The sequence below is a fragment of the Sulfurimonas sp. NWX367 genome (assembly GCF_039667065.1).
GTDB lineage: Bacteria > Campylobacterota > Campylobacteria > Campylobacterales > Sulfurimonadaceae > Sulfurimonas > Sulfurimonas hydrogeniphila.
The window spans coordinates 355,848-376,449 of record NZ_JALCZM010000002.1 but is presented as its reverse complement, the minus strand read 5'-3'; the positions used below and the strand labels follow the sequence as shown (position 1 = coordinate 376,449).

Here is a 20,602-nt window from a genome sequence, read left to right as displayed (position 1 = left end):
TAAATTTATTCATATAATATAATTCTAATCATAATCTAACTATAATGCCTGCAAAATTGTACAGGACAGCATATATGCAAATAAAAATATCTGATGTGGCAGATTTGCCCTCAAGATTCGGTGATTTCAATGTACAGGCTTTTAAACAAGGGCAAAAAGAGCATCTTGTTATTTGTGCAAAAGAGTTGGCTGAAGTGCCGATAGTACGTGTTCACTCGGAGTGTCTTACCGGAGATGCCATAGGCAGTTTAAAATGCGACTGCCGTGACCAGCTTGAGTATGGTTTGCAAATGGCTGATGAAACCGGCGGAATGGTAATCTATCTTCGGCAGGAGGGAAGAAACATAGGACTTTTAAACAAAATCAACGCCTATGCCCTGCAGGACAAAGGGCTCAATACCATAGAGGCCAACCATCAACTCGGTTTTGCTGCAGATGAGCGTACCTATGAAGTCGTCACTTTTATTTTGCATCATTACAATATCAAAAAAATAAAACTGCTGACCAACAATCCTGACAAAGTAAACTCGATCAGCGGTGTTGAAATTGTTGAGAGGATTCCCATTATTATGAAACCGAACAAGCATAATGAAGGATACCTTGATGTCAAGCGCGACGGAATGGGACATCTTTTATAAAGATCAGGAAAACTTTGATGCGCTCAGGGCCTGCACTCTTCTTTTGCTTGTCTCAAGAAGTCTCAGCAGATCTTTTGTAATCTCTTCAAGATCTTTATAATATACTTTTGCCTTTTCGAGTTCCAAATCATCTACCTTATGTGTTTTAAACAGTTTGGAAAAAAAACCCTCCTCTTTTGCACCCGTAAAAATAGCATGGATTTTGGCATACTGTATATGCCACTCTTCATGTATCCTGTCTAGACTCTCATAAAACTGAACACCTAAAACACTTTTTATTTCTTGGGTATCATCATAAAACCACTTCCCAAATTCACACTTCATTTTCGACACAGGTGTTAAATTGTCAATATTTTTGCCTTCAATCAAAAACTTTATTTTTGTCATCTGCTCTATATGTGCCTCACGGGCATGTTCCATCGCATCTATTGTTTTTTCTTTCGTCATATTGTTTCACCTTATAAAGTACCTGTATTATTACATAAAATTTCTAAATTTATTCATCTATTTAAGAAAAATCATTATATAATTTGTCAAAACTTAAGAAAGGAATGTAACTTGAAACACCCAGAACCAATTAATAACCAAATCAAATTAAATCCAAAAAAATATATAGTTTCCAAAACAGATCCAAAAGGAATCATCGAATACGGCAATGATTATTTTGTAGAAATCTCCGGATACAGTGAATCAGAACTTATCGGAAAACCTCACAGTATCATACGACATCCTGATATGCCAAAAGTTGTATTTAAAATGATGTGGGACAGAATCAATGAGGCAAAAAACATCATCGCTGTTGTGAAAAATCTTGCCAAAGACGGAAGTTACTACTGGGTTGTCACAGAATTTGAGCCAAAAATAGATCCTATTACAAACAAAATCATCTCTCATACGGCATACAGAAAAGCCGCTCCGCAAAAAGCAGTTGATACAATGGAACCGATTTATGCAAAACTGCTTGAGATCGAGCAGGAAGGCGGGATGGAAGCAAGTGAAAAATACTTAAGAGGATTTTTTGAAGAAAAACAAATCACTTATGACGAGTTTATCAATGACCTTGTTGGAAACAAAGGTCTGTTCAAAATTTTCTTTACAGCTATGAAAAAAATATTTTCATAATAAATTCTGAATTCCTGCAATTTACATTCTATTAAATAATATTCAGATAAAATATCCTTTTTAAAGGATATTCTATTGGATTTAAAAACAACACTGGCTCATGACAAAATAGAGTTACCAAATAATTTTTTTCAAAACATACAAAAATACAAAGAGCATCTCTTTAAATGGAATAAAATTCATAATCTTACAGGTGCAAAAAGTGAACGGACTATAAATGAGTTCATTTATGATGCGGTTTTTCCTGTCAGTTTTTTACCAAAAGTAGACTCCCTCCTCGACATAGGCACCGGTGCCGGATTTCCGGGAATGATTTTGGCATTTGCACTGCCGCACACAGAGGTAACACTTGTAGAGCCTTTAACAAAACGGGCAAGTTTTTTGCAGTTTGTCAAGGCTGATTTGGGACTTGACAATGTAAAAGTCGTAAAAAAACGGGTTGAAGAGATGCAGCCGAAAGTATTTGATCTTATCACATCACGTGCCGTCACAGACACAAAAATGCTTTTATCTCTCAGTAAAAATTTTCGGGATGCTCATTCAAAACTGCTTTTTTACAAAGGTGAAAAAGTTTTTGATGAAATTGAAGCTGATATTGATATAAAACATAAAATAATTGAAACAAAAAACAGACACTATTTACTTCTAGGAGAAGAATTATGATACTGAAAATACTTATAATCGGAGCAGTTATTGCTGCGGTTTACTTTCTGTTTTTCAAGACAAAACCAGAAGCAAAAGTTACAAAAAAGAACACGAAAAAAGACTCAGAAAAGCCTGATGCCGATGAAATGGTGGAGTGTGCAAGCTGTGGTGTTTATGCGGAAATACAAGAGTGTATTCTCAGTAACGGAAAATACTACTGCTCTCGCGAATGTTTACAAAAGGGGAAATAATGCTTTTATTTGGTCATAGATTTATAAAGAGTGAAAAATTTTATCATGTGTCTGATATAGACGCAATTGTTCAGACACCACCTGCGTCAATAATTTACCTCGAATTTGAAGAGAAAAATCTTGATATTATTGAATACCTCAATCAAAATTCTATAAAATTCGCACTCAAAGTTCAAGATGTCACAGAGCTCATTTATGCTTCTGCCCTGGGTGCAAGTTATATCCATGTAGAGCAGAAACTGGCAAAAACTGCCCAGAAAATTGCTGAAAACTATTTGTTTGATGCAAAAATATTAGTACATATAGAGAAGGAAGAAGAGATAGAAGAGATGGCACTGTTGGGAATAGACGGTGCTGTATTTACAGAGGCGATTGTCAAGATAGCTTAAGGATACCTCTAAATTGTTCTTCGCAGGTGTGCTTTTAAAGAGGTAAGAATTTCATAGCTTATTGTGCCCGCATACTTGGCAACTTCGCGTGCATCGTTAAAAATCAGGAGTTCTTCTTTGTCTGTCAAAAAAGAACTGTTGTCCATAGAAATTCTACCCGCTATTTTAATGCCCTCAGGCGTTATAAAATTGTGCGAACAGCTTCTTAAAAAACCATCACCATACCCAAAATCATAATTTGTCACGCTACAAGAGGCCTTTGCCTCAAAAGCTGCTCCATAACCGACACAGTCTCCTTTTTGAAGCTTTCTTGAAGAGATCTTTTTTGCATATACAGACAAAACAGGTGCCAATTCGTTTACATGTAAGCCTTTTACATGTAAAGCATTCGGCAATTCCAGACAACCATAGGCTGCGATGCCTACACGCGCCATATCTTCATCAAAATCATTTGTGCGAAAGAGTGCGGCAGAATTACACGAATGAAACTCTAAAGGAGCAAAATCATACTTTTTTGCCAACACCTTTGCTTCTTTTTTCACCTGTTGAAAATTTTTGTTTTGCAAATCAAAATATTCATTCTCTTCATCAGCGCAAGAGTGGTGTGTAAAGACAGCTTCAAGTCTGAGTCCTTGTTTTGCACATAACACAAAGGCTTCTTCGAGTTCATCCATCAAAATACCGTTACGACACATTCCCGTATCTACTTTAAGTTGTACTTTTGTGTTTTTTGCAAATTTGTGAATTGCCTGCAAATCATTAATCGTATATCTTATTTTTTCATTTGACTCCTGTGCAAAATCTGCCAAAACCAAAATATACTCAAAAAAGCTCTCAATCTGTTTTGCTTCTTCAAAGGTGCGTACCACTGCTTTTGTTATGCCGTACTCTTTTGCCATCCGTGCGATTTGCAAAAGTCCGTGCCCGTAGGCATTATCTTTCAAAACCAGCGCTGTTTTATCTTTTGTTTTAGTTAGTTTGGTAATAATATCAAGATTGTTAAAAAAATGATTTTTATCTAATGCGATGTAAGCCATAGGAGAATTATACACAATGAAAGAGAAAAAAAGGCTAATTGCCGAATTTGAAGAACAAAGTTTTACCCAAATTATATTTCCCCATGCAGATACAGACTGGACAGACTACCTTGAAGATGCACAAAACACCTTTGTCAGCATCATCAATGCCATCAGAAAATATCAAAAATGCCTTGTTGTCGCCTATGACACAGATGCGGTAAAAAAATATTTTTCAGATACAGACAATCTTGAATTTGTACACTGTGTCACAGATGACACCTGGGCAAGAGACTGTTCTGCTTTATCTGTTAAAACAGCCAATAAAACCGCTTTGCTTGATTTTTCTTTTAACGGCTGGGGCAACAAATTTGATGCCAAAAAGGACAATCTGATGACGCAAAAAATTGCGCACAAATACCTGCCATGCAAGGTTGAAAAAATTGATTTTGTTCTTGAAGGCGGTGCAGTTGAGAGCAATGGTGCAGGTATCCTTTTAACAACCGCTGCATGTATGCTTAACAAAAACCGCAATCCTCATCTTAATGCCGCACAAATTACACAAAAATTAAAAGAGTTCTTTGATGCAGAACATATTTTATACCTAAACTCCGGCTATTTGGCGGGGGATGATACCGATTCCCACATAGATACCCTTGCAAGATTTACAGATGAAAACACCATTATGTATGTTACATGTAAAGAGACCAACGATGAACATTACAAGGCACTCAAACGGATGGAAGAAGAGTTGCAGATAATAGCCAAAGAGCATAATTTCCGACTTATTGCCCTGCCGATGTGTGATGCTGTTTATTTTGAGGGCGAACGACTCCCTGCCACCTATGCCAATTTTCTTTTTGTCAACGGTGCCGTTTTAGTACCGGTTTACGGTGTTTCACAAGATAAGGAAGCACTTGCAATTTTTAAAAAAACGTTTCCAGACAGAGACGTTGTAGCCATAGACTGCTCTGTTCTAATCCGTCAGCACGGCTCACTGCACTGCGTAACAATGAACTTTTGCGTATCAGTTCAGCTTTTTAAAAACCCAAACACTTTAGTCGGCACTGAAGTACCGATTCCGATTAAATAGCGTTACGGAACCCGTACTTTGCAGTGCGGGCTGTGTGTCATACAAGCCATCTCTGCAAGACAAAGCCTTTACTGCAGCATCGCCATCCCGCTCATAATCAAATAGGTCGCCAGACCAAACCCCGCTGCTATTAAAATCGTCCGTTTTATTTTTTCTTTTGTACTCATAGTGCAATTTTAGCAAAAAATTAACACTTTTGTAACACTTCTTTTTGTATCATAAATTAAATAATTTCTTAAAATTATTCTTTAAATATATATTTAAAAAGGGTACACCATGAAAAGAACAATTACACTCTCTTTATTAGTCTTCTCCTCTTTGTATGCATCAGAAATTGAACTTGCACCAATCAGTGTAGAATCCACAACACTCACAGAAGTCGCACAAAATGCGCAGGTTTCTGCTGATGTCGCACAAGCGCTCGCTGATTCAGTTCCAAGCATAGACATGAGTCGCAGAAGCGGTATTGCCAATGACATCTTCATCCGCGGTCAAAAACGCGACAATATTTCCGTAGAAGTTGACGGTACAAAAATCTATGGAGCCTGTCCAAACAGAATGGATCCTCCGGTTTCACACATTGTAGCCAACCAGATTGATTCTATCGAAATAATCACAGGACCATATGATGTAACAACATACGGCAATTTAAGCGGTGGCGTGAAGATAAAAACAAAACAACCTACAAAAGATTTCAAAGCATCTGTTAATCTTGGTTTTGGTTCATGGAACTATAAAAAATTTGGTGCAAGTGCAAGCGGTGGCAATGATTTTATCCGTATGACTGCAACAGTTTCAACTGAATCCTCTGATCAGTATCATGACGGAAACGGTGACTCTTTAGCACAGCAGATTGACAAATACCAAGCAGCAAATTCTGCAACACTGGTTGGGTCCAAAGACCCAAGACTCCAACCTGCTTATTATGATATGCCTGCATACACAAAAAAAAGTGCCATGGCCAAAGCCTTTATCACAACTGCAAAAGATCAAGAACTTCGTTTAAGTGTCACAGCAAACAGAAGTGAGAATGTATTGTATGCAAACTCCAAAATGGATGCACTCTATGATGACTCAAATATATACTCAGTGGAATATAATATTGACAATGTAGCCAAAGGGTACAAAAATATCAATTTGCAATATTACCACTCTGATGTTGACCATCCAATGGGAACAAATTACAGAAACTCTTCTCTTGCAACAGGAAATATTAAAAACTGGCTGACAACAAATCTTGACGGTATCAAACTAAAAAACAGTTTTGACATCAACTCCTACAAACTTCTTATCGGTCTTGATGCTAGTAACAGAAAATGGAATGGACATTATGAGAAAAATGATTCAACAGCACTCATAGGGTACAAGAAAAGTATCGACAATGCAGTAACAAAAAACACAGCACTCTTTGCAAAACTTGACAAAAATTTTGGTGCATTCAACCTTTCTCTTGGAACCAGAGTTGATGACACTATCATAACAAACGACAGCTATCAAGACAACGATTATCACTCGGTAGGTGCAAATATTCTTGGAACATATAATCTCAATCAAGAGAATAAAATCTTCTTTGGTATCGGACAGGCTTATCGTGTACCAGATGCCAGAGAACTTTACTTCTTCAGTTCTATGGGTAATCTTGTCGGAACCCCTGACCTTAAAAATGTCAGAAATCAAGAAGTTGATTTAGGATACGAAATCAATAATGACAGTTTCGAGTTTAAAATCAAAACTTTTTACTCAAAACTTAAAAATTATATCTACATCCAAAAAGGTGTAGCCGTAAATGCATTTCAAAATATTGACGCATATATTTATGGCGGAGAAGCCAGCGCATCTGTTTATCTGAGTGATGACATCTCCTTAGATATGAGTGCAGCCTATAAACGCGGGAAAAAAGATGCTCCCCTTGCAGGACAAACAAACACAAACCTGGCGGATATAGCACCGCTTGAGGGGAAAATTGCTCTTAACTATGAATATGCAAACCGTTCTATGGCAACAATTGACACTATGATGCGTAAACGCTGGACACAGATAGATGATGAAAACGGTGAACAGGTTCTAGCCGGCTGGGCAATACTCAATGCAAAAATAAAACATGCTGTCAGTAAAAAATTCGACTTCACTGTAGGGATGAATAATATACTCAACAAAACCTATGCAAGAAGCAATACATATGCAGACTTGGTACTTATTTCAGGTGGTACAACTGATGTTATGCTTATGAATGAACCGGGGCGTTACTTCTACACAAATTTGGATTTTAAATTTTAGGTACCTCATCCTGAGGTACTAACACTGCGCTAACACTTTTGTATTATACTTTTGAAAATTAAGGACAAAAGGATTCTACTCTATGCAAACAAAATATTTAAAAACACTTCTTAGCATATCTACTGTTGCAGCGACACTTCTTTTAAGTGGCTGCGGTTCATCATCTGACAGTACTGCTACAGCCACATCTCTCACTGCAAGCGGGCAGCTTGTTGACAGTTTTGTCGCTGATGTCAACTATACATGTAGTGACGGTACAACAGGTGTGACTGATGAAAACGGCTCATTTACATGTACTGCACTTCCAGTAACGTTCAGTGTTGAAACACTTGAACTTGGAACAATTTACACACTTCCACAGGATGCTATGGTTTTTCCGCAAGATTTGACAGATGTAAATAGAACAGATCTCAATAACAGTGAAGTCATCGCAATTGCAGAATTTTTGCAGTCATGCGACGACAACAACAACACAAATGATGGTATTCGTATTCAGGCACAGGTACGCGAACAGCTTCGTCAAAGAGCACATGAAAAACTAACAGCAGAAAATCTTGATGCAATTGCTGCAGATTTAAACCTTACACTTGTCGACCAAGAAACAGCAATCCAACACCTTACCCAAACAACAGATTATGTCCAAAGTGTCATTTCGGCTCATGGATATTCAAGAAACTCAGCCGCACATCAGGGTAATGGAATTTCAGATACCGCTACTATGCAGACACAAACAACATCAGCAGTAACACAGGCACTGCTTTCACCTGCTTCTACTCTTACGCAAGAGGCAAAAGATACTCTGGCATATATGGGAAATGAAGAGCGTTTGGCACATGATATCTATATGACACTCTATAATTACCACCTTGAGAGCGGAATCGAAATTAAAACACTCTACAATATCGCAACAAATTCTGAGACAGTCCATACAACAGATATGCAACTTTTGATTAAAAAATATATCACTTCTTTAGATGAGTTTACCAATGTAGATGCAGCTCAAAATCTTCCGGATGCGAATTTAAGCTATTTAGATATGAGTGTAAGTGAATTACCGGCAGGACAATACAACATTCAGGCTATCCAAAATCTTTATGACACACTCGTAGCAAAAGGAAAACAGTCTCAACAAGATGCACTTGAAGTCGGATGTATGGTAGAGGTGACAGATATCAACGATCTTGATGAGGATATCGCCATTGCACAGGATTCAAATGCAAGCGATGTTGTCACCGTATTTAACTTTTTAAGAGACGGTAGTTATACACATTACTGGGCATTTGATACGGCACTCAAAAATATAGGTGTAACACAGGGATGTGCAGTCATTGGTGAAGAATACAATCATCCGGAGTACCCACAAGACACAGCATCTGCAACAGGAAACGGTCATCAATACGGACGACAGTAAAAAACTTCCTAAGCCCTTTTTTACCTAAAAAGGGCTAAAATCCAACCATGATAAAAAGATACCCAACTAAAAAAATATTTGTCGGTGATGTACCCGTCGGTGGTGATGCTCCTGTCTCCGTGCAGTCTATGACCTACTCGGACACACACAATGTTGCAGCAACGGTTGAGCAGATAAACCGCCTGCACTTTGCAGGAGCGGACATTGTCCGCGTTGCCGTTCCTGATATGGAAGACGCCCTTGCACTCAAAGCCATCAAAGCACAGATTTCACTCCCGCTTGTTGCAGATATTCACTTCAATTACAAACTTGCACTCATTGCAGCCGAATCTGTTGACTGCATCCGTTTCAACCCCGGAAATATCAGCGATAAAAGCAAAATAAGAGAGATAGTAAAAGCCTGTCAGGAACGAAATCTTCCTATTCGCATCGGTGTCAATGCCGGCAGCTTGGAAAAAGAGTTTGATGACAAATACGGTCCGACGGCAGAAGCAATGGTCGCTTCGGCAGAGTACAACATAAAGTACCTTGAAGACTTGGGTTTTGATGACATTAAAATATCGCTCAAAGCAAGCGATGTGCAAAGAACGGTTGAAGCCTACAGAATGCTGCGTCCAAAGAACCACTATCCGTTTCATTTGGGTGTAACAGAGGCGGGAACTATTTTTCATGCAACCGTTAAAAGTGCCATAGGCTTGGGAACACTTTTGCTTGAAGGTATCGGTGACACTATGCGCATAAGCATTACCGGCGAACTCGAAGAAGAGATCAAAGTCGGCCGTGCCATATTAAAAGACAGCGGCGTTGCAAAAGAGGGCTTAAATATCATCTCCTGCCCGACCTGCGGACGCATTGAAGCCGATTTGGTCTCAGCAGTAGCCGAAATAGAAAAAAGAACAGCCCACATAAAAGCACCGCTGGATGTAAGTGTCATGGGCTGTGTCGTCAATGCCATAGGCGAAGCAAAACATGCCGATGTTGCCATAGCCTACGGAAAAGGCAAAGGACTTGTCATGGTAAAAGGCGAAGTGGTTGCCAATTTGGATGAAAAAGAACTTGTCGACAGGTTTGTCAGCGAAGTGGAAGATATGGCTAAAAAATCATAAACCTTTGATATAAATTATGCTAAAATATGTCTAATACACAAAGGATGTTGCGTTATGACAAAAGAGTATATTTTAAACTTTTTAAAGAACAATAAACAACTTTTAAAAGAGAAATATAATGTCACTAAAATCGGACTGTTTGGAAGCTATGCACGTGATGAGGCAGAAGAAGAAAGTGACATCGACTTAGCTATTGAAACATCTAAAAAAGATTTTTTTATCAAATCTGATTTACAATATTTTTTAGAAGATACTTTCGGCACAAAAATAGATATAGGCTATTTAGACAGTATGAGAGAGTTTTATAGACGCCGTGTTGAAAAAGAGATACTTTATGTCTAAAAAAAGAGATGTTGAACTCTTTGTACTCGATATATTTATTGCTATATTTAAAATAAAAGCATATTCTTCCAACTTTTCATCAGCACAAGAATTATTACATGATTCTCTGCATTGGGATGCTACTATAAGACAATTAGAAATTATTGGTGAAGCCATTAAAAACCTACTTCAAACAAAACAGTTCCATCAATCTTCACCAAAATATTTTAGACAAATCATAGATTTTAGGAATATAGTTGCTCATGGTTATTTTGGTATTGATGAAGAAGAAGTTTGGAACGTTTTACAAGACAAAATTACTCCACTTCATGATGACCTAAAACAAATAACTATAAATATTTATAATTTAGGTGAAGCTTTCGACACTACTATTAACTATGATCTGAAAAATAGAGATGAAAAACTAAAAACATATTTAAAAAATTTACAAAAAGAATTAAACAATGCAAGATAACCTCTACAACCTCGCTTTTGAACGTTCCGTCTTAAGTTCCATAGTCTTTGAGCCGAGTCAGTTTGATGAACTGAGTGTCATACTGAAAAAAGATGATTTTTACCTGCCTGCTCATCAGGATATTTTTGCTGCAATGCTTACACTTTTGCAAAAAGACCAGCCAATCGATGAAGAGTTTATAAAAAAAGAGCTCATGAAGGCAAAAAAATTTGATGAACAGGTTTTGCTTGAAATTCTCTCTGCCAACCCTATTTCAAATACCAAAGCCTATGTTGATGAGATCAAAGACAAATCACTCAAACGCCATCTGCTGACACTCACGACCGAGATAAAAAGAGTGACTGTAGAAGAAGAACTGCCATCGGCCGAAGTGGTTGACATCGTAGAGAAAAAACTCTATGAAATCACCCAGGACAACCAGACAAGCGATTTTAAAGACTCTCCAAAAATGACCTTTGATACTATGGAATACATCAAAGAGATGAAAGCACGAGGAAACTCCGTACTCGTCGGTGTCGATACAGGCTTTAAAGAACTGAACAAAATGACAACAGGATTTGGCAAGGGAGACCTGGTTATCATCGCCGCTAGGCCGGCGATGGGCAAAACTTCTTTTATACTCAACACCGTTAACTCTCTTATACTCCAGGGTAAAGGTGTTGCCTTTTTCTCGCTTGAAATGCCGGCTGAACAGTTGATGCTGCGTCTGCTTTCTATTCAGACCTCCATTCCTTTGCAGAAGCTTCGTGTAGGGGACATGAATGATGACCAGTGGTCCAATCTTAACGGTGCCATAGACAGAATGAATGACGCAAAACTCTTTGTCGATGACCAGGGAAGTTTAAATATCAACCAGCTCCGCTCAAAACTCAGAAAACTCAAAAATCAGCATCCCGAAATTGAGATAGCCGTGATTGACTACCTGCAGATTATGCAGGGAATAGGCTCGCAGGACAGACACCTGCAGGTCTCAGAAATTTCGCGTGGACTCAAAATGCTCGCGCGTGAGCTTGAAATGCCGATAGTTGCACTCTCTCAGCTCAACCGTGGGCTTGAGAGCCGTAACGACAAGCGTCCGATGCTCAGCGATATTCGTGAATCTGGTTCAATAGAGCAGGATGCCGACATTATTTTATTTGTTTATCGTGATGATGTCTATCTCTACAAAGAAGAAAAAGAGCGTGAAAAAGCCGCAAAGGCCGAGGGCAAAGAGTTTACCTCAACCTATGTGGAAAAAGAGGAAGAGGATGCCGAAATCATCATCGGCAAACAAAGAAACGGTCCGACAGGGCATGTCAAACTCATCTTTCAAAAAAAGCTTACCCGTTTTGTGGACGCACCGGGTTATGCACAGGGGGTTGAGACCGTCTATGAAAATGTAGATACAAAATCGGCCAATATCGAGATGCCACAGGTAGAGATGCCCTCTATCTAAATGCAAATAATTGAGAAAGTAACACTTTTTAGTGCAAAAAGAGATTACTTTCTCTTTGTGGGACTTATGCTCACGCTTCTTAGTTTTTCCTTCTCTTATGAGTACTACAAATACAAACAGCTCACAAAATTTGATTCCCAACTTTCTGACGTCACAGTTGTAAAAGCCTACAATAAAACAAAGTTGACAAAAAATGGAAAGATAAAAAGCTATAAAATTTTAAAACTCAGGAGTGATGACGGATTTGTTTTTTATACAACCGCAAAGAAAAATCTTCACAACCTTCAAAACAAACGCTTACATGTAGAACTGTGGGCGGGGAACATCAGCTTCAAAGAGTATCTCAAAGGTTTTTTTGCCTTTAGCAAAATACTCAAAATTTATAAAAAGCCTACTTTCAAACAAAAAACGGCCTCGTTTATAGATGCACAGCACGCAAGCAGTGAAATTGCCAAACTCTACAAGGCACTGTTTTTGGCGCTTCCCCTCCCAACATCTATACAGACACAGTTTTCCAACCTCGGTATTTCACACCTCATCGCCATCAGCGGTTTTCATTTGGGTGTTTTAGCTACTCTTTTGTTTTTTCTGTTTAAGTACCCTTATAAATTTTTGCAAAACAGATACTTTCCCTACAGAAGCTACAAAAGAGACAGTTTTTTCTTTATCAGCCTGGTTTTGCTTGGCTATTTGCTCTTTTTGGATTCGCCGCCCTCACTGCTGAGAGCCTATGTAATGCTTGTCGTCGGTTTTGTATTGTATGACAGAGGCATGCAAATCATCTCGATGCAGACACTCCTGCTTACCGTGCTTTTGATTCTTGCACTTTTTCCAAAACTTCTGCTCAGTATAGGTTTTTGGCTTTCGGTAAGTGGCGTTTTTTACATCTTTTTATTTCTGCTGCATTGTAAGGAGTGCAGTAAGCTTACACAGTTTCTGCTCCTGCCGTTTTGGGTTTACTTGATGATGCTTCCTTTTTCTATGGCAATATTTGGCAACTTCAGCCTGTATCATCCCCTTTCAATTCTCTGGACAACACTTTTTACGCTCTTTTACCCCTTGGCAATTGCATTACATATAATGGGCCTGGGAAATCTTTTAGATGCACCTCTAAGTTATCTCTTACATGTAAACGCACATGCCCTGCAACACACACTTGCAAAAGTTTATCTTATTGCAGAAATTGTGCTTTCACTCGCAGCCGTATTTAGCAAAAAAGCACTCTATGCCTTACTCGGCTATACGCTGCTTCTTTTTGTATATTTCATCTATAATGTGGCATAGTTTCAAACCATACAAAAAGATAATCCACGAAACATAAATCCACAAAAACAAAAACATCAAAATAGCAAAGGAACCGTACATTGTTGTGTAGGATTTGTTTAAAAAGACATAGTAGATAAAAGCATTTTTACTGACACTGAAAATTACAGAGACAATAAAAGAACTGATAAGTGAAGCTTTTGGATTTATTTTTGCATTGGCGGCAATTTGAAATATCAAAAAGAAAAGTCCCCAAATGATGATGTAGGGAACCAGAGGCAAAATATTAAGCCCTGAAGTCAAAGAATTTGAAGCCATAAGGGTGGCAATGTAGCCTGTAATATAAAAAGAGATGCCAAGTGCAACAGGCGTGAGTGTCAGCAGTGTCCAGTAGGTCGTAATGCTCTCCCACAAAGTTCTTGGTTTTGCATGAAAAATTCTGTTGGCAATGTATTCAAAATTTTTAAAAAACAAAAGAGAAGAGACTAAGATTGCCACAAATCCTATGGCTCCCATTTTAGAAGCGTTTTGTAAAAATCCGTTTATCTGAAACATAACCGTGTCCGAATTCACAGGCATCAAATTGGAAAATATAAAGCCCTGAATTTTTTCATAATAATCGGCAAAAGAGGGCAAGGCAGTCAAAATAGCCATCACAATCAACAAAAGAGGAATAATGGTAAAAATCGTATAAAAGCTCAAACTTGCCGCAAAAAGTGTGAGCTCTTTATCAATAAAAGAGCTGACAAACAGTTGAACAGGCTTAAAGTATTTTGTCAGCTTTTCATTCATGACCTATTAGTCAAGCCCCATTTTTGCAGGATTTAAAATATTGTTCGGATCAAATGCTTTTTTGATGGATTTAAAAAGTGCCATCTCCGCATCACTGAACGCCATTTTCATGTACGGTGCTTTTGCAAGCCCTATTCCATGCTCACCAGAGAGTGTTCCGCCCAAATCAATTGTTGCCTGAAACACCTCTTCTATGGCTTTATAGGCAATTTTTACCTGCTCAGGGTCGCTGCCGTCAACCATAACATTTGTATGCACATTTCCGTCACCCGTATGTCCGAAACACGGGATTTTGACATTGTATTTGTCCGCTATTGCATAAAATCTCTCTAGCAGTTCCGGCAGAGCTGAACGGGGCACTGTTACATCTTCATTGAGTTTTTTACTGCCGTAAATGCTGAGTGACGGCGAAGCATTTCGACGGGCAAACCAGATGTCTGCCGCCTCTTTGTCATCTTTTGCCACTTTAAAGTCACTGCATCCGTTTTCACGGAATACTTTTTCAATCTGTGCAAGTTGAAAATCCAGATCATCTTCAAGATTGCCGTCAACATCCGTAACAAGCAAAGCACCCGCATCAACCGGCAGACCTTTATGAAAGGTCTCCTCCACGGCACGAATCGTCAAATTGTCCAAAAATTCCATCGCAACCGGAGTAATACCGCTTGCCATTGTTTTGTAAACTGCTTCCATTGCCTCATTGACAGTCGGAAAGATTCCCATTGCCGTTTTTGTCATTTTCGGTTTTGGGATGAGTTTGAGCGTGATTTCTGTAAGCACTGCCAAGGTGCCTTCACTCGCGATCAATATCCCGCTTATGTTATATCCTGCCACATCTTTGATGGTTCTTTTTCCTGCTTTTATCACATCACCGTTTGGCAAAACAGCCCGTGTTGCCATGACGTAATCTTTTGTGATTCCATACTTTGCAGCACGCATTCCGCCGGCATTTTCACTCACATTTCCACCGATGGTAGAATAATCCTGACTCGCAGGATCCGGCGGATAAAACAGCCCTACCTCTTCTACTCTCTTTTGCAGGTCCATATTGATCACACCGGGCTGAACAATGGCGACCATATTTTTCATATCTATTTCAAGAATTTTATTCATATGTTTTTCCATTGCCAGGACAATTCCGCCTTTGCTTGGAAGTGCTCCGCCCGTAAAACCGGAACCGGCACCGCGCGGTACTATAATGATCTGATGTTCATTACAGTACTTGAGTATTTCGCTGACATCTGTTTCATTTCTCGGAAAAATAACCGCATCGGGCTCAAAATGTTCCCGTGTCGCATCATACGAATAGGCAAGCAGATGTGCCTTGTCGCTGTAAATATTCTCTTCTCCTACAATATTTGTAAAATGTTGTAAATGTATTTTATCTATCATCTTATTTTCCTGTTTCAAATTCATCAAGTAAATAATGCAAAGAAGCATCACCGTTTTTTATAATATTATAAAGCTCTTTGTTCGTTTTGTTGTTTGCAACCAACAGTTCATAATAGTGTGGCGCATAACTTTTGAGTCTCGAACTCCCCGCTCCCCACCATGCAGCATCAATGTTGTTGACACGCGTATAAAAAGGAAGATGGACCTTGTCCTGCTTGAGTTTTGCATCACTGATACTCAGGATTTTAAAACTTTTGATGTCGAGCGTATATACTTTTTGATTGAGATATATAAAAAGCAATCCTACGCTGCCGGCATCTGCCATCGCTTCAAAGTCCTCTTTCAAAGGTGTCGGATGTCCCCGAAAAGAAAGAACCGTTGCAAAAAGATCCGGATGAATCCATTGTGTCTGCACACTCTTGGCAATTCTATAATAAATCTCTTCATTGGGAGCGATAAGCAGTGAACGGGAGTAGCCAAATGCCAACTCGACCGTATCACCCACTTGCACTTGCCATTTTCCGTGAGGCAGTGCACTGTTTTGCAGAGCAGTAAATGCACTCATTTTGATTGTTGCCGTCTTTGTTTGTGCATTAAAACTCTGCACAACAGCATTTTTAACAATGGCACTGTGTTCAGGGCTAATGTGATGCACAACAAAACCGCTGACACCGACATCTATTTTGTCTGTTTTTATTGTTGCAGTTTCATTTTGATTATCAACTGAGACTACAGGTGATTTTATAACAGCGCCAAAAACTTCCAACGCAAGTATCGTGAATAAAAGTATATATTTCATGTTTCTTCTTTGATTTTTTGTTTATGATTATATCAAACAAACCTCAGACTAAGCCAAAATTTGATAATCTTTGCAAATTATTTATTCTAGGCTTATATTTATGATACGATTTTTCATATTTTTTTTACTGATTACCTCCTCTTTTGCTGCCCATGTGGACAGATACCGGTGGAGTAACGGAGAAACTTATCTGGATTTTTTACAAAATCACAATCTTCCGTTGCGACCGCTCTACTACAATCTTGACAAGGATGACCAAAGACTCACAGAGGAGATGCGTGCAGGCATTCATTATCAGATTTTAAAAGATAACAAAGAAGAGATAGAACAGATTTTACTGCCTTTGAATGATGAACTGCAAATCCATATATACAAAGATGACAAAAGCTACAAATTTGAAGCCATTCCCATTATAAGCACAACAAAAACAGAAGCTTTTTACACAACAATAACAAGTTCACCGATGTACAATATTTTAAAAGAAACAGGTTCAAAAAAACTGGCACAAATTTTTGTTGCCAGTTTCAAACACTCATTAAACTTTAAAAACGACATTCGCAAAGGTGATGAACTTGTCATGATTTATGAACAAAAATATCGTCTGGGAGAGCCTTTTTCCATGCCTGCTTTAAAAGTCGCCATGATAGAGATGCACCATAAAAAACACTTTATCTACCTCAACAGTGACGGACGTTATTATGATGAAAAAGCCCATGAGGTCGAAGGATTTTTACTGGCCCGTCCGGTAAGGGGAGCCAGAATATCTTCTTATTTTACAAAAAGGAGATGGCACCCTGTACTGCATAAATGGAAGGCACATTTGGGCGTTGACTATGCTGCAAGACGCGGAACACCGGTTATTGCAGCGGGCAGAGGTGTCATTGTATGGGCTTCAAGAATGGGAAGCTATGGAAATTTGATAAAAATACGCCATGCTGACGGCTATGAAACACGCTATGCCCACTTAAAATCATTCCGCAGGGGTATTCACAGGGGCAAACGTGTAAAAAAAGGGCAGACTATAGGCTATGTCGGCTCTACAGGCCGCTCTACCGGACCACATCTGCATTTTGAACTCAGGAAAAGAGGACGTGCAATCAACCCGCTCAGAGTTGTACAGGTAACGACCAAAAAGCTCAAAGGCAAAGCAAAAAAAGCATTTTTACGATTAAAGAAAAACTATGATGAAAGTGTCAATCTTCACCTCAACAACAAAACAGCCTATAAAAAACGCCCGCCTTTTGAAAACATGTCCTATATTCATCTTTTAAAGGAAAAAAGCAATGGGTAAAATAACTTCCATAAAAGAGCTCAAAGAACCAAATTTTGTCAAACCGGTGGAGATAAACTACACACAAAACGGCAAAGAAAAAAGATGGGAAGCCGTACTTTCGCATGACAGTGTTGCCATACTCCTCTACCATAGACAAAAAGATGCCTTTGTGCTTGTCAAACAGCTTCGCGCTACCGTGCTTAACAAAAATCAAAACAACGGTTACATGTATGAACTCTGTGCCGGCATTGTTGACAAAGAGTGTTCCATAGAGCAAATAGCCAAAGAGGAAATTTTGGAAGAGTGCGGATATGATCTGCCTGTGCAAAATCTGGAAAAAATCAGTGCTTTTTACACCAGTGTCGGCATATCGGGGACCTATCAGACACTCTACTATGCCGAAATTGACGAACATATGAAAATAAATGAAGGCGGTGGTCTTGAAGAGGAAGAAATCGAAGTCATTTACATCCCCGTATCTGAAGCAAAAAAGTTTATGTTTGATGAACGCTATCAAAAAACAACCGGTGTTTCTTTGGCTTTTTACTGGTTTTTTGATACAAAAAAAGTCGGCACTAAAGTATGACTTAGAAAAAACTAAATTTTTTTCTGCAGTGCGGGCTTTGCGGCATGAAAGTTCAAAAGATGAAGCAAAGACATCAGTCGGCACTGAAGTACCGATTCCTGTGTCATCCCTCCTCTCGGCATCCAGACTTCAGTCTCAATGCCATTAAGTTAAGCGGCTTTTTCGGAACCCGTACTTCAGTGCGGGCTTTGTGTCTTTCAAGACTAAGGCCTAGGTTCCAAAAGAATATCGAACTTTTTTCTTAACTTAATGGTATTGAGACTTTAGTCTTGGCTTTGAGGCATTACAGCCAAAAATCCCTCATATGAACTACCCAAACTCTATGGGGTCCATATCTATTTCTGCCAAAGCCACTTTAGCTTTTTTTACTGCTTTTATGATATCGGTGCTTTTATCAGCCCGCAAAAGTATCTCAAATCTGTACTTGTTCGCCACTTTTTCTATGGCACATTTTTTTGCACCGACAATTTCCACACCTTTACATGTAAGCAGATTTTCATGCATTTTTCGCATCTGTTCTTGTGCTTTTGCTCCGTTTTTATGGGCAAACAAAATACGACACAGTTTTTTATAAGGCGGGTAAAGTTCTTTTCTGAAAACCTTTTCTTCTTCCAAAAAATCTTCATATTTTTCTATATATGCTTTGAAAAAATCTTCATTGAAAGTCTGCACAATGACCTTTGCATCTTTTGCCCGTCCGCTTCGTCCGGCTACCTGAATCAAAGAAGCAAGCGCTTTTTCCCGCGCACGGTAATCACCCATGTTCAGCATGTTGTCCATACCCAAAACCACAGCCAAAGTGACTCCGTGATAATCATGCCCTTTTGAGAGCATTTGAGTGCCGACAAGAATATCACTCTCTTTGTCATTAAAACGCTTTAATGCTTTTTTGAGTTTATTCGCGGTTGTGATGACATCTCTGTCAAACTGTTCTATTTTTGTTTCTGGAAAAATTCCACTTAAAATTTTTGCCGCTTCTGCCGTTCCAAGTCTAGAACTGGACAAATTCTGACTGTGACACTCCGGACAGACTTGCGGTATAGCCTGCGTAAAATTACAATAGTGGCATTTAAGTGCGCGTGAATGCTGATGTACGCTCATACCGACACTGCAAAAGGCACATTTTATAGTATGCCCGCAGTCTTGACACTGCAAATATTTAAAATTGGCACGTGTGGGCAAAAAGACAATGGACTGCTCTTTTTTTTCAATAACTTCTTGCAAATTTTTCAGAATCAAAGGCGAAAGAGTTTCCGCACTTTTTTCATATATAAATTTTTTATCTGCACTGAAATGTCCCCCTTTGAGCCTGAAATGAGGAAATTTCACATATGAGTTCAGTGAGGGTGTCGCACTGCCAAGCACTACGGGAACAGCATATAATTTTCCCATATATATGGCCAGATCTCTTGCATTGTATCGCGGTCTTGAAGATGACTTATAACTCTCATCATGCTCTTCATCTACAACAATGAGCCCCAGATTTTTGACAGGCAAAAAAAGAGCTGAACGGGCACCTGCAATGATTTTTGCTTCACCTGCATATATTTTTTCCAGTGCTTTTTTCTTTGCCAATGGGGTAAGTTTTGAATGCCACATCACAAAATCTTCCCCGAAGTGTTCTTTGAGACGTTTGGACATCTGCGGTGTCAGAGAGATTTCAGGCATTAAAAAGATGGATGTTTTTTCTTCTTGAATCATCTGTTCAAAGTATTTCATATAGACTTCTGTTTTTCCGCTGCCTGTATCGCCGAAAAGAAGGGAAACTTTGTGTTGTTTTAAGAAGGTGAGTGCTTTTTCCTGTTTTGATGAAAGTATAATTTTTGAGGTACTTTTTATGTTCTTATGACGTACAGCCCAGACTGAAGTCTGGGTTCCGAGGGCTGCAGCCTCAGTTTCATTTGCATCCGGAACCGGTACTTCAGTGCCGGCTGATTTATGCGGCAATATTAAAGCCAAAGCATCTCCGAGTGAGCAGATATAATAAGAGGCTATAAACTTTGCCAAAATGAGCTGTTTGTCTGAAAAACAAAATGCACTCACTTCTAAAATTTCATGTGTTTTAAAATCAGGCTGTTTACATGTAGCAATAACAACGCCGTTTACTACTCTGTTTCTTACATGTACAGTGACACGGGTGCCGATTTCTATCTCTTGTTCTGAGTGATAGGTAAACTCACCAAGTGGTGAACCTATGAGTGCTATATTGTAGTAATTTATACGCAAATTTAAAAAGATTTATTTACACTATATGATACAGTACTAACTATCAATTTCGATTATTTGTTTTGTTCCGTATATTATTGTAGCTGCAAAAA

The 20,602-nt window shown here is 38.8% G+C and carries 21 protein-coding genes; 15 read left to right on the top strand and 6 right to left on the bottom strand.

What is annotated here, in order from left to right:
• Positions 1-74: 74 nt before the first annotated feature.
• Positions 75-638 (top strand): GTP cyclohydrolase II, encoded by a 564-nt coding sequence (gene ribA, locus MNY28_RS06550; RefSeq protein WP_193151133.1) that lies wholly within the window; start codon positions 75-77, stop codon positions 636-638.
• 3 nt (positions 639-641) lie between these two features.
• Here the strand turns inward: ribA and MNY28_RS06545 are convergent, their stop codons facing one another.
• On the bottom strand, positions 642-1,085 hold the full coding sequence (locus MNY28_RS06545) for a CZB domain-containing protein (protein ID WP_151901114.1): 444 nt from the start codon (positions 1,083-1,085) through the stop codon (positions 642-644).
• Between the two features lie 111 nt (positions 1,086-1,196).
• Here MNY28_RS06545 and MNY28_RS06540 point away from each other — a divergent pair, with 111 nt between their 5' ends.
• The 4 genes from MNY28_RS06540 to MNY28_RS06525 all read left to right on the top strand — a co-directional run bounded on the left by MNY28_RS06540 (position 1,197) and on the right by MNY28_RS06525 (position 3,045).
• Positions 1,197-1,760, top strand: a complete 564-nt coding sequence (locus MNY28_RS06540; protein WP_346389273.1) for a PAS domain-containing protein — start codon at positions 1,197-1,199, stop codon at positions 1,758-1,760.
• A gap of 75 nt (positions 1,761-1,835) precedes the next feature.
• On the top strand, positions 1,836-2,423 hold the full coding sequence (rsmG, locus tag MNY28_RS06535) for a 16S rRNA (guanine(527)-N(7))-methyltransferase RsmG (protein ID WP_151901116.1): 588 nt from the start codon (positions 1,836-1,838) through the stop codon (positions 2,421-2,423).
• Entirely contained in the window at positions 2,420-2,656 is a 237-nt protein-coding gene (locus tag MNY28_RS06530; protein WP_346389272.1) for a PP0621 family protein, read from the top strand. The genes rsmG and MNY28_RS06530 overlap by 4 nt, the downstream gene beginning before the upstream one ends.
• Complete coding sequence (locus tag MNY28_RS06525) at positions 2,656-3,045, top strand: hypothetical protein (RefSeq protein ID WP_346389271.1); 390 nt, start codon at positions 2,656-2,658, stop codon at positions 3,043-3,045. Before MNY28_RS06530 ends, MNY28_RS06525 begins: the two co-directional genes overlap by 1 nt.
• A gap of 8 nt (positions 3,046-3,053) precedes the next feature.
• Here MNY28_RS06525 and MNY28_RS06520 read toward each other — a convergent pair whose 3' ends face one another.
• Positions 3,054-4,082 carry an alanine racemase gene (locus MNY28_RS06520; RefSeq protein WP_346389270.1) on the bottom strand — a complete coding sequence of 343 codons (1,029 nt, stop codon included), beginning with the start codon at positions 4,080-4,082 and terminating at the stop codon, positions 3,054-3,056.
• A gap of 16 nt (positions 4,083-4,098) precedes the next feature.
• On the opposite strand from MNY28_RS06520, the gene MNY28_RS06515 reads away from it, so the two are divergent.
• The 8 genes from MNY28_RS06515 to MNY28_RS06480 all read left to right on the top strand — a co-directional run bounded on the left by MNY28_RS06515 (position 4,099) and on the right by MNY28_RS06480 (position 13,463).
• Positions 4,099-5,154, top strand: a complete 1,056-nt coding sequence (locus tag MNY28_RS06515; RefSeq protein ID WP_346389269.1) for an agmatine deiminase family protein — start codon at positions 4,099-4,101, stop codon at positions 5,152-5,154.
• Positions 5,155-5,430: 276 nt separating this feature from the next.
• On the top strand, positions 5,431-7,431 hold the full coding sequence (locus tag MNY28_RS06510) for a TonB-dependent receptor (protein WP_346389268.1): 2,001 nt from the start codon (positions 5,431-5,433) through the stop codon (positions 7,429-7,431).
• 82 nt (positions 7,432-7,513) lie between these two features.
• Positions 7,514-8,842 (top strand): DUF2202 domain-containing protein, encoded by a 1,329-nt coding sequence (locus tag MNY28_RS06505; protein WP_346389267.1) that lies wholly within the window; start codon positions 7,514-7,516, stop codon positions 8,840-8,842.
• 47 nt (positions 8,843-8,889) lie between these two features.
• Positions 8,890-9,948: a flavodoxin-dependent (E)-4-hydroxy-3-methylbut-2-enyl-diphosphate synthase gene (ispG, locus tag MNY28_RS06500; RefSeq protein WP_346389266.1), complete on the top strand. Its 1,059-nt coding sequence runs from the start codon at positions 8,890-8,892 to the stop codon at positions 9,946-9,948.
• Between the two features lie 54 nt (positions 9,949-10,002).
• Positions 10,003-10,290 (top strand): nucleotidyltransferase domain-containing protein, encoded by a 288-nt coding sequence (locus MNY28_RS06495; protein ID WP_346389265.1) that lies wholly within the window; start codon positions 10,003-10,005, stop codon positions 10,288-10,290.
• Positions 10,283-10,744: a HepT-like ribonuclease domain-containing protein gene (locus MNY28_RS06490; RefSeq protein ID WP_151901125.1), complete on the top strand. Its 462-nt coding sequence runs from the start codon at positions 10,283-10,285 to the stop codon at positions 10,742-10,744. Before MNY28_RS06495 ends, MNY28_RS06490 begins: the two co-directional genes overlap by 8 nt.
• A complete protein-coding gene (locus MNY28_RS06485; RefSeq protein ID WP_346389264.1) occupies positions 10,734-12,179 on the top strand; it encodes a replicative DNA helicase in 1,446 nt (481 codons plus the stop codon). Before MNY28_RS06490 ends, MNY28_RS06485 begins: the two co-directional genes overlap by 11 nt.
• A complete protein-coding gene (locus MNY28_RS06480; protein ID WP_346389263.1) occupies positions 12,180-13,463 on the top strand; it encodes a ComEC/Rec2 family competence protein in 1,284 nt (427 codons plus the stop codon).
• Here MNY28_RS06480 and MNY28_RS06475 read toward each other — a convergent pair.
• The 3 genes from MNY28_RS06475 to MNY28_RS06465 are packed head-to-tail and all read right to left on the bottom strand — an operon-like array spanning position 13,410 to position 16,425.
• Entirely contained in the window at positions 13,410-14,234 is an 825-nt protein-coding gene (locus MNY28_RS06475; RefSeq protein WP_346389262.1) for a YihY family inner membrane protein, read from the bottom strand. The two genes, MNY28_RS06480 and MNY28_RS06475, sit on opposite strands and share 54 nt — an antisense overlap.
• 6 nt (positions 14,235-14,240) lie before the next feature.
• Positions 14,241-15,626 (bottom strand): FAD-linked oxidase C-terminal domain-containing protein, encoded by a 1,386-nt coding sequence (locus MNY28_RS06470; protein ID WP_346389261.1) that lies wholly within the window; start codon positions 15,624-15,626, stop codon positions 14,241-14,243.
• Between the two features lies 1 nt (position 15,627).
• Positions 15,628-16,425: a plasminogen-binding N-terminal domain-containing protein gene (locus MNY28_RS06465; protein ID WP_346389260.1), complete on the bottom strand. Its 798-nt coding sequence runs from the start codon at positions 16,423-16,425 to the stop codon at positions 15,628-15,630.
• Between the two features lie 100 nt (positions 16,426-16,525).
• Here MNY28_RS06465 and MNY28_RS06460 point away from each other — a divergent pair, with 100 nt between their 5' ends.
• Both MNY28_RS06460 and MNY28_RS06455 read left to right on the top strand, forming a co-directional pair.
• Positions 16,526-17,716, top strand: a complete 1,191-nt coding sequence (locus MNY28_RS06460) for a peptidoglycan DD-metalloendopeptidase family protein (RefSeq protein WP_346389259.1) — start codon at positions 16,526-16,528, stop codon at positions 17,714-17,716.
• Positions 17,709-18,284 (top strand): NUDIX domain-containing protein, encoded by a 576-nt coding sequence (locus tag MNY28_RS06455; protein WP_346389258.1) that lies wholly within the window; start codon positions 17,709-17,711, stop codon positions 18,282-18,284. Before MNY28_RS06460 ends, MNY28_RS06455 begins: the two co-directional genes overlap by 8 nt.
• A gap of 309 nt (positions 18,285-18,593) precedes the next feature.
• On the opposite strand, the gene MNY28_RS06450 is transcribed toward MNY28_RS06455, so the two are convergent.
• Positions 18,594-20,510 (bottom strand): primosomal protein N', encoded by a 1,917-nt coding sequence (locus tag MNY28_RS06450; RefSeq protein ID WP_346389257.1) that lies wholly within the window; start codon positions 20,508-20,510, stop codon positions 18,594-18,596.
• Positions 20,511-20,602: the final 92 nt, after the last annotated feature.

Bases quoted from the DNA above. Each gene is read 5' to 3' on its own strand.
- ribA (WP_193151133.1), top strand. From the start codon at position 75: ATGCAAATAAAAATATCTGATGTGGCAGATTTGCCCTCAAGATTCGGT.
- MNY28_RS06545 (WP_151901114.1), bottom strand. From the start codon at position 1,085: ATGACGAAAGAAAAAACAATAGATGCGATGGAACATGCCCGTGAGGCA.
- MNY28_RS06530 (WP_346389272.1), top strand. From the start codon at position 2,420: ATGATACTGAAAATACTTATAATCGGAGCAGTTATTGCTGCGGTTTAC.
- MNY28_RS06525 (WP_346389271.1), top strand. From the start codon at position 2,656: ATGCTTTTATTTGGTCATAGATTTATAAAGAGTGAAAAATTTTATCAT.
- MNY28_RS06520 (WP_346389270.1), bottom strand. From the start codon at position 4,082: ATGGCTTACATCGCATTAGATAAAAATCATTTTTTTAACAATCTTGAT.
- MNY28_RS06515 (WP_346389269.1), top strand. From the start codon at position 4,099: ATGAAAGAGAAAAAAAGGCTAATTGCCGAATTTGAAGAACAAAGTTTT.
- MNY28_RS06510 (WP_346389268.1), top strand. From the start codon at position 5,431: ATGAAAAGAACAATTACACTCTCTTTATTAGTCTTCTCCTCTTTGTAT.
- MNY28_RS06505 (WP_346389267.1), top strand. From the start codon at position 7,514: ATGCAAACAAAATATTTAAAAACACTTCTTAGCATATCTACTGTTGCA.
- ispG (WP_346389266.1), top strand. From the start codon at position 8,890: ATGATAAAAAGATACCCAACTAAAAAAATATTTGTCGGTGATGTACCC.
- MNY28_RS06495 (WP_346389265.1), top strand. From the start codon at position 10,003: ATGACAAAAGAGTATATTTTAAACTTTTTAAAGAACAATAAACAACTT.
- MNY28_RS06490 (WP_151901125.1), top strand. From the start codon at position 10,283: ATGTCTAAAAAAAGAGATGTTGAACTCTTTGTACTCGATATATTTATT.
- MNY28_RS06485 (WP_346389264.1), top strand. From the start codon at position 10,734: ATGCAAGATAACCTCTACAACCTCGCTTTTGAACGTTCCGTCTTAAGT.
- MNY28_RS06480 (WP_346389263.1), top strand. From the start codon at position 12,180: ATGCAAATAATTGAGAAAGTAACACTTTTTAGTGCAAAAAGAGATTAC.
- MNY28_RS06475 (WP_346389262.1), bottom strand. From the start codon at position 14,234: ATGAATGAAAAGCTGACAAAATACTTTAAGCCTGTTCAACTGTTTGTC.
- MNY28_RS06470 (WP_346389261.1), bottom strand. From the start codon at position 15,626: ATGATAGATAAAATACATTTACAACATTTTACAAATATTGTAGGAGAA.
- MNY28_RS06465 (WP_346389260.1), bottom strand. From the start codon at position 16,425: ATGAAATATATACTTTTATTCACGATACTTGCGTTGGAAGTTTTTGGC.
- MNY28_RS06460 (WP_346389259.1), top strand. From the start codon at position 16,526: ATGATACGATTTTTCATATTTTTTTTACTGATTACCTCCTCTTTTGCT.
- MNY28_RS06455 (WP_346389258.1), top strand. From the start codon at position 17,709: ATGGGTAAAATAACTTCCATAAAAGAGCTCAAAGAACCAAATTTTGTC.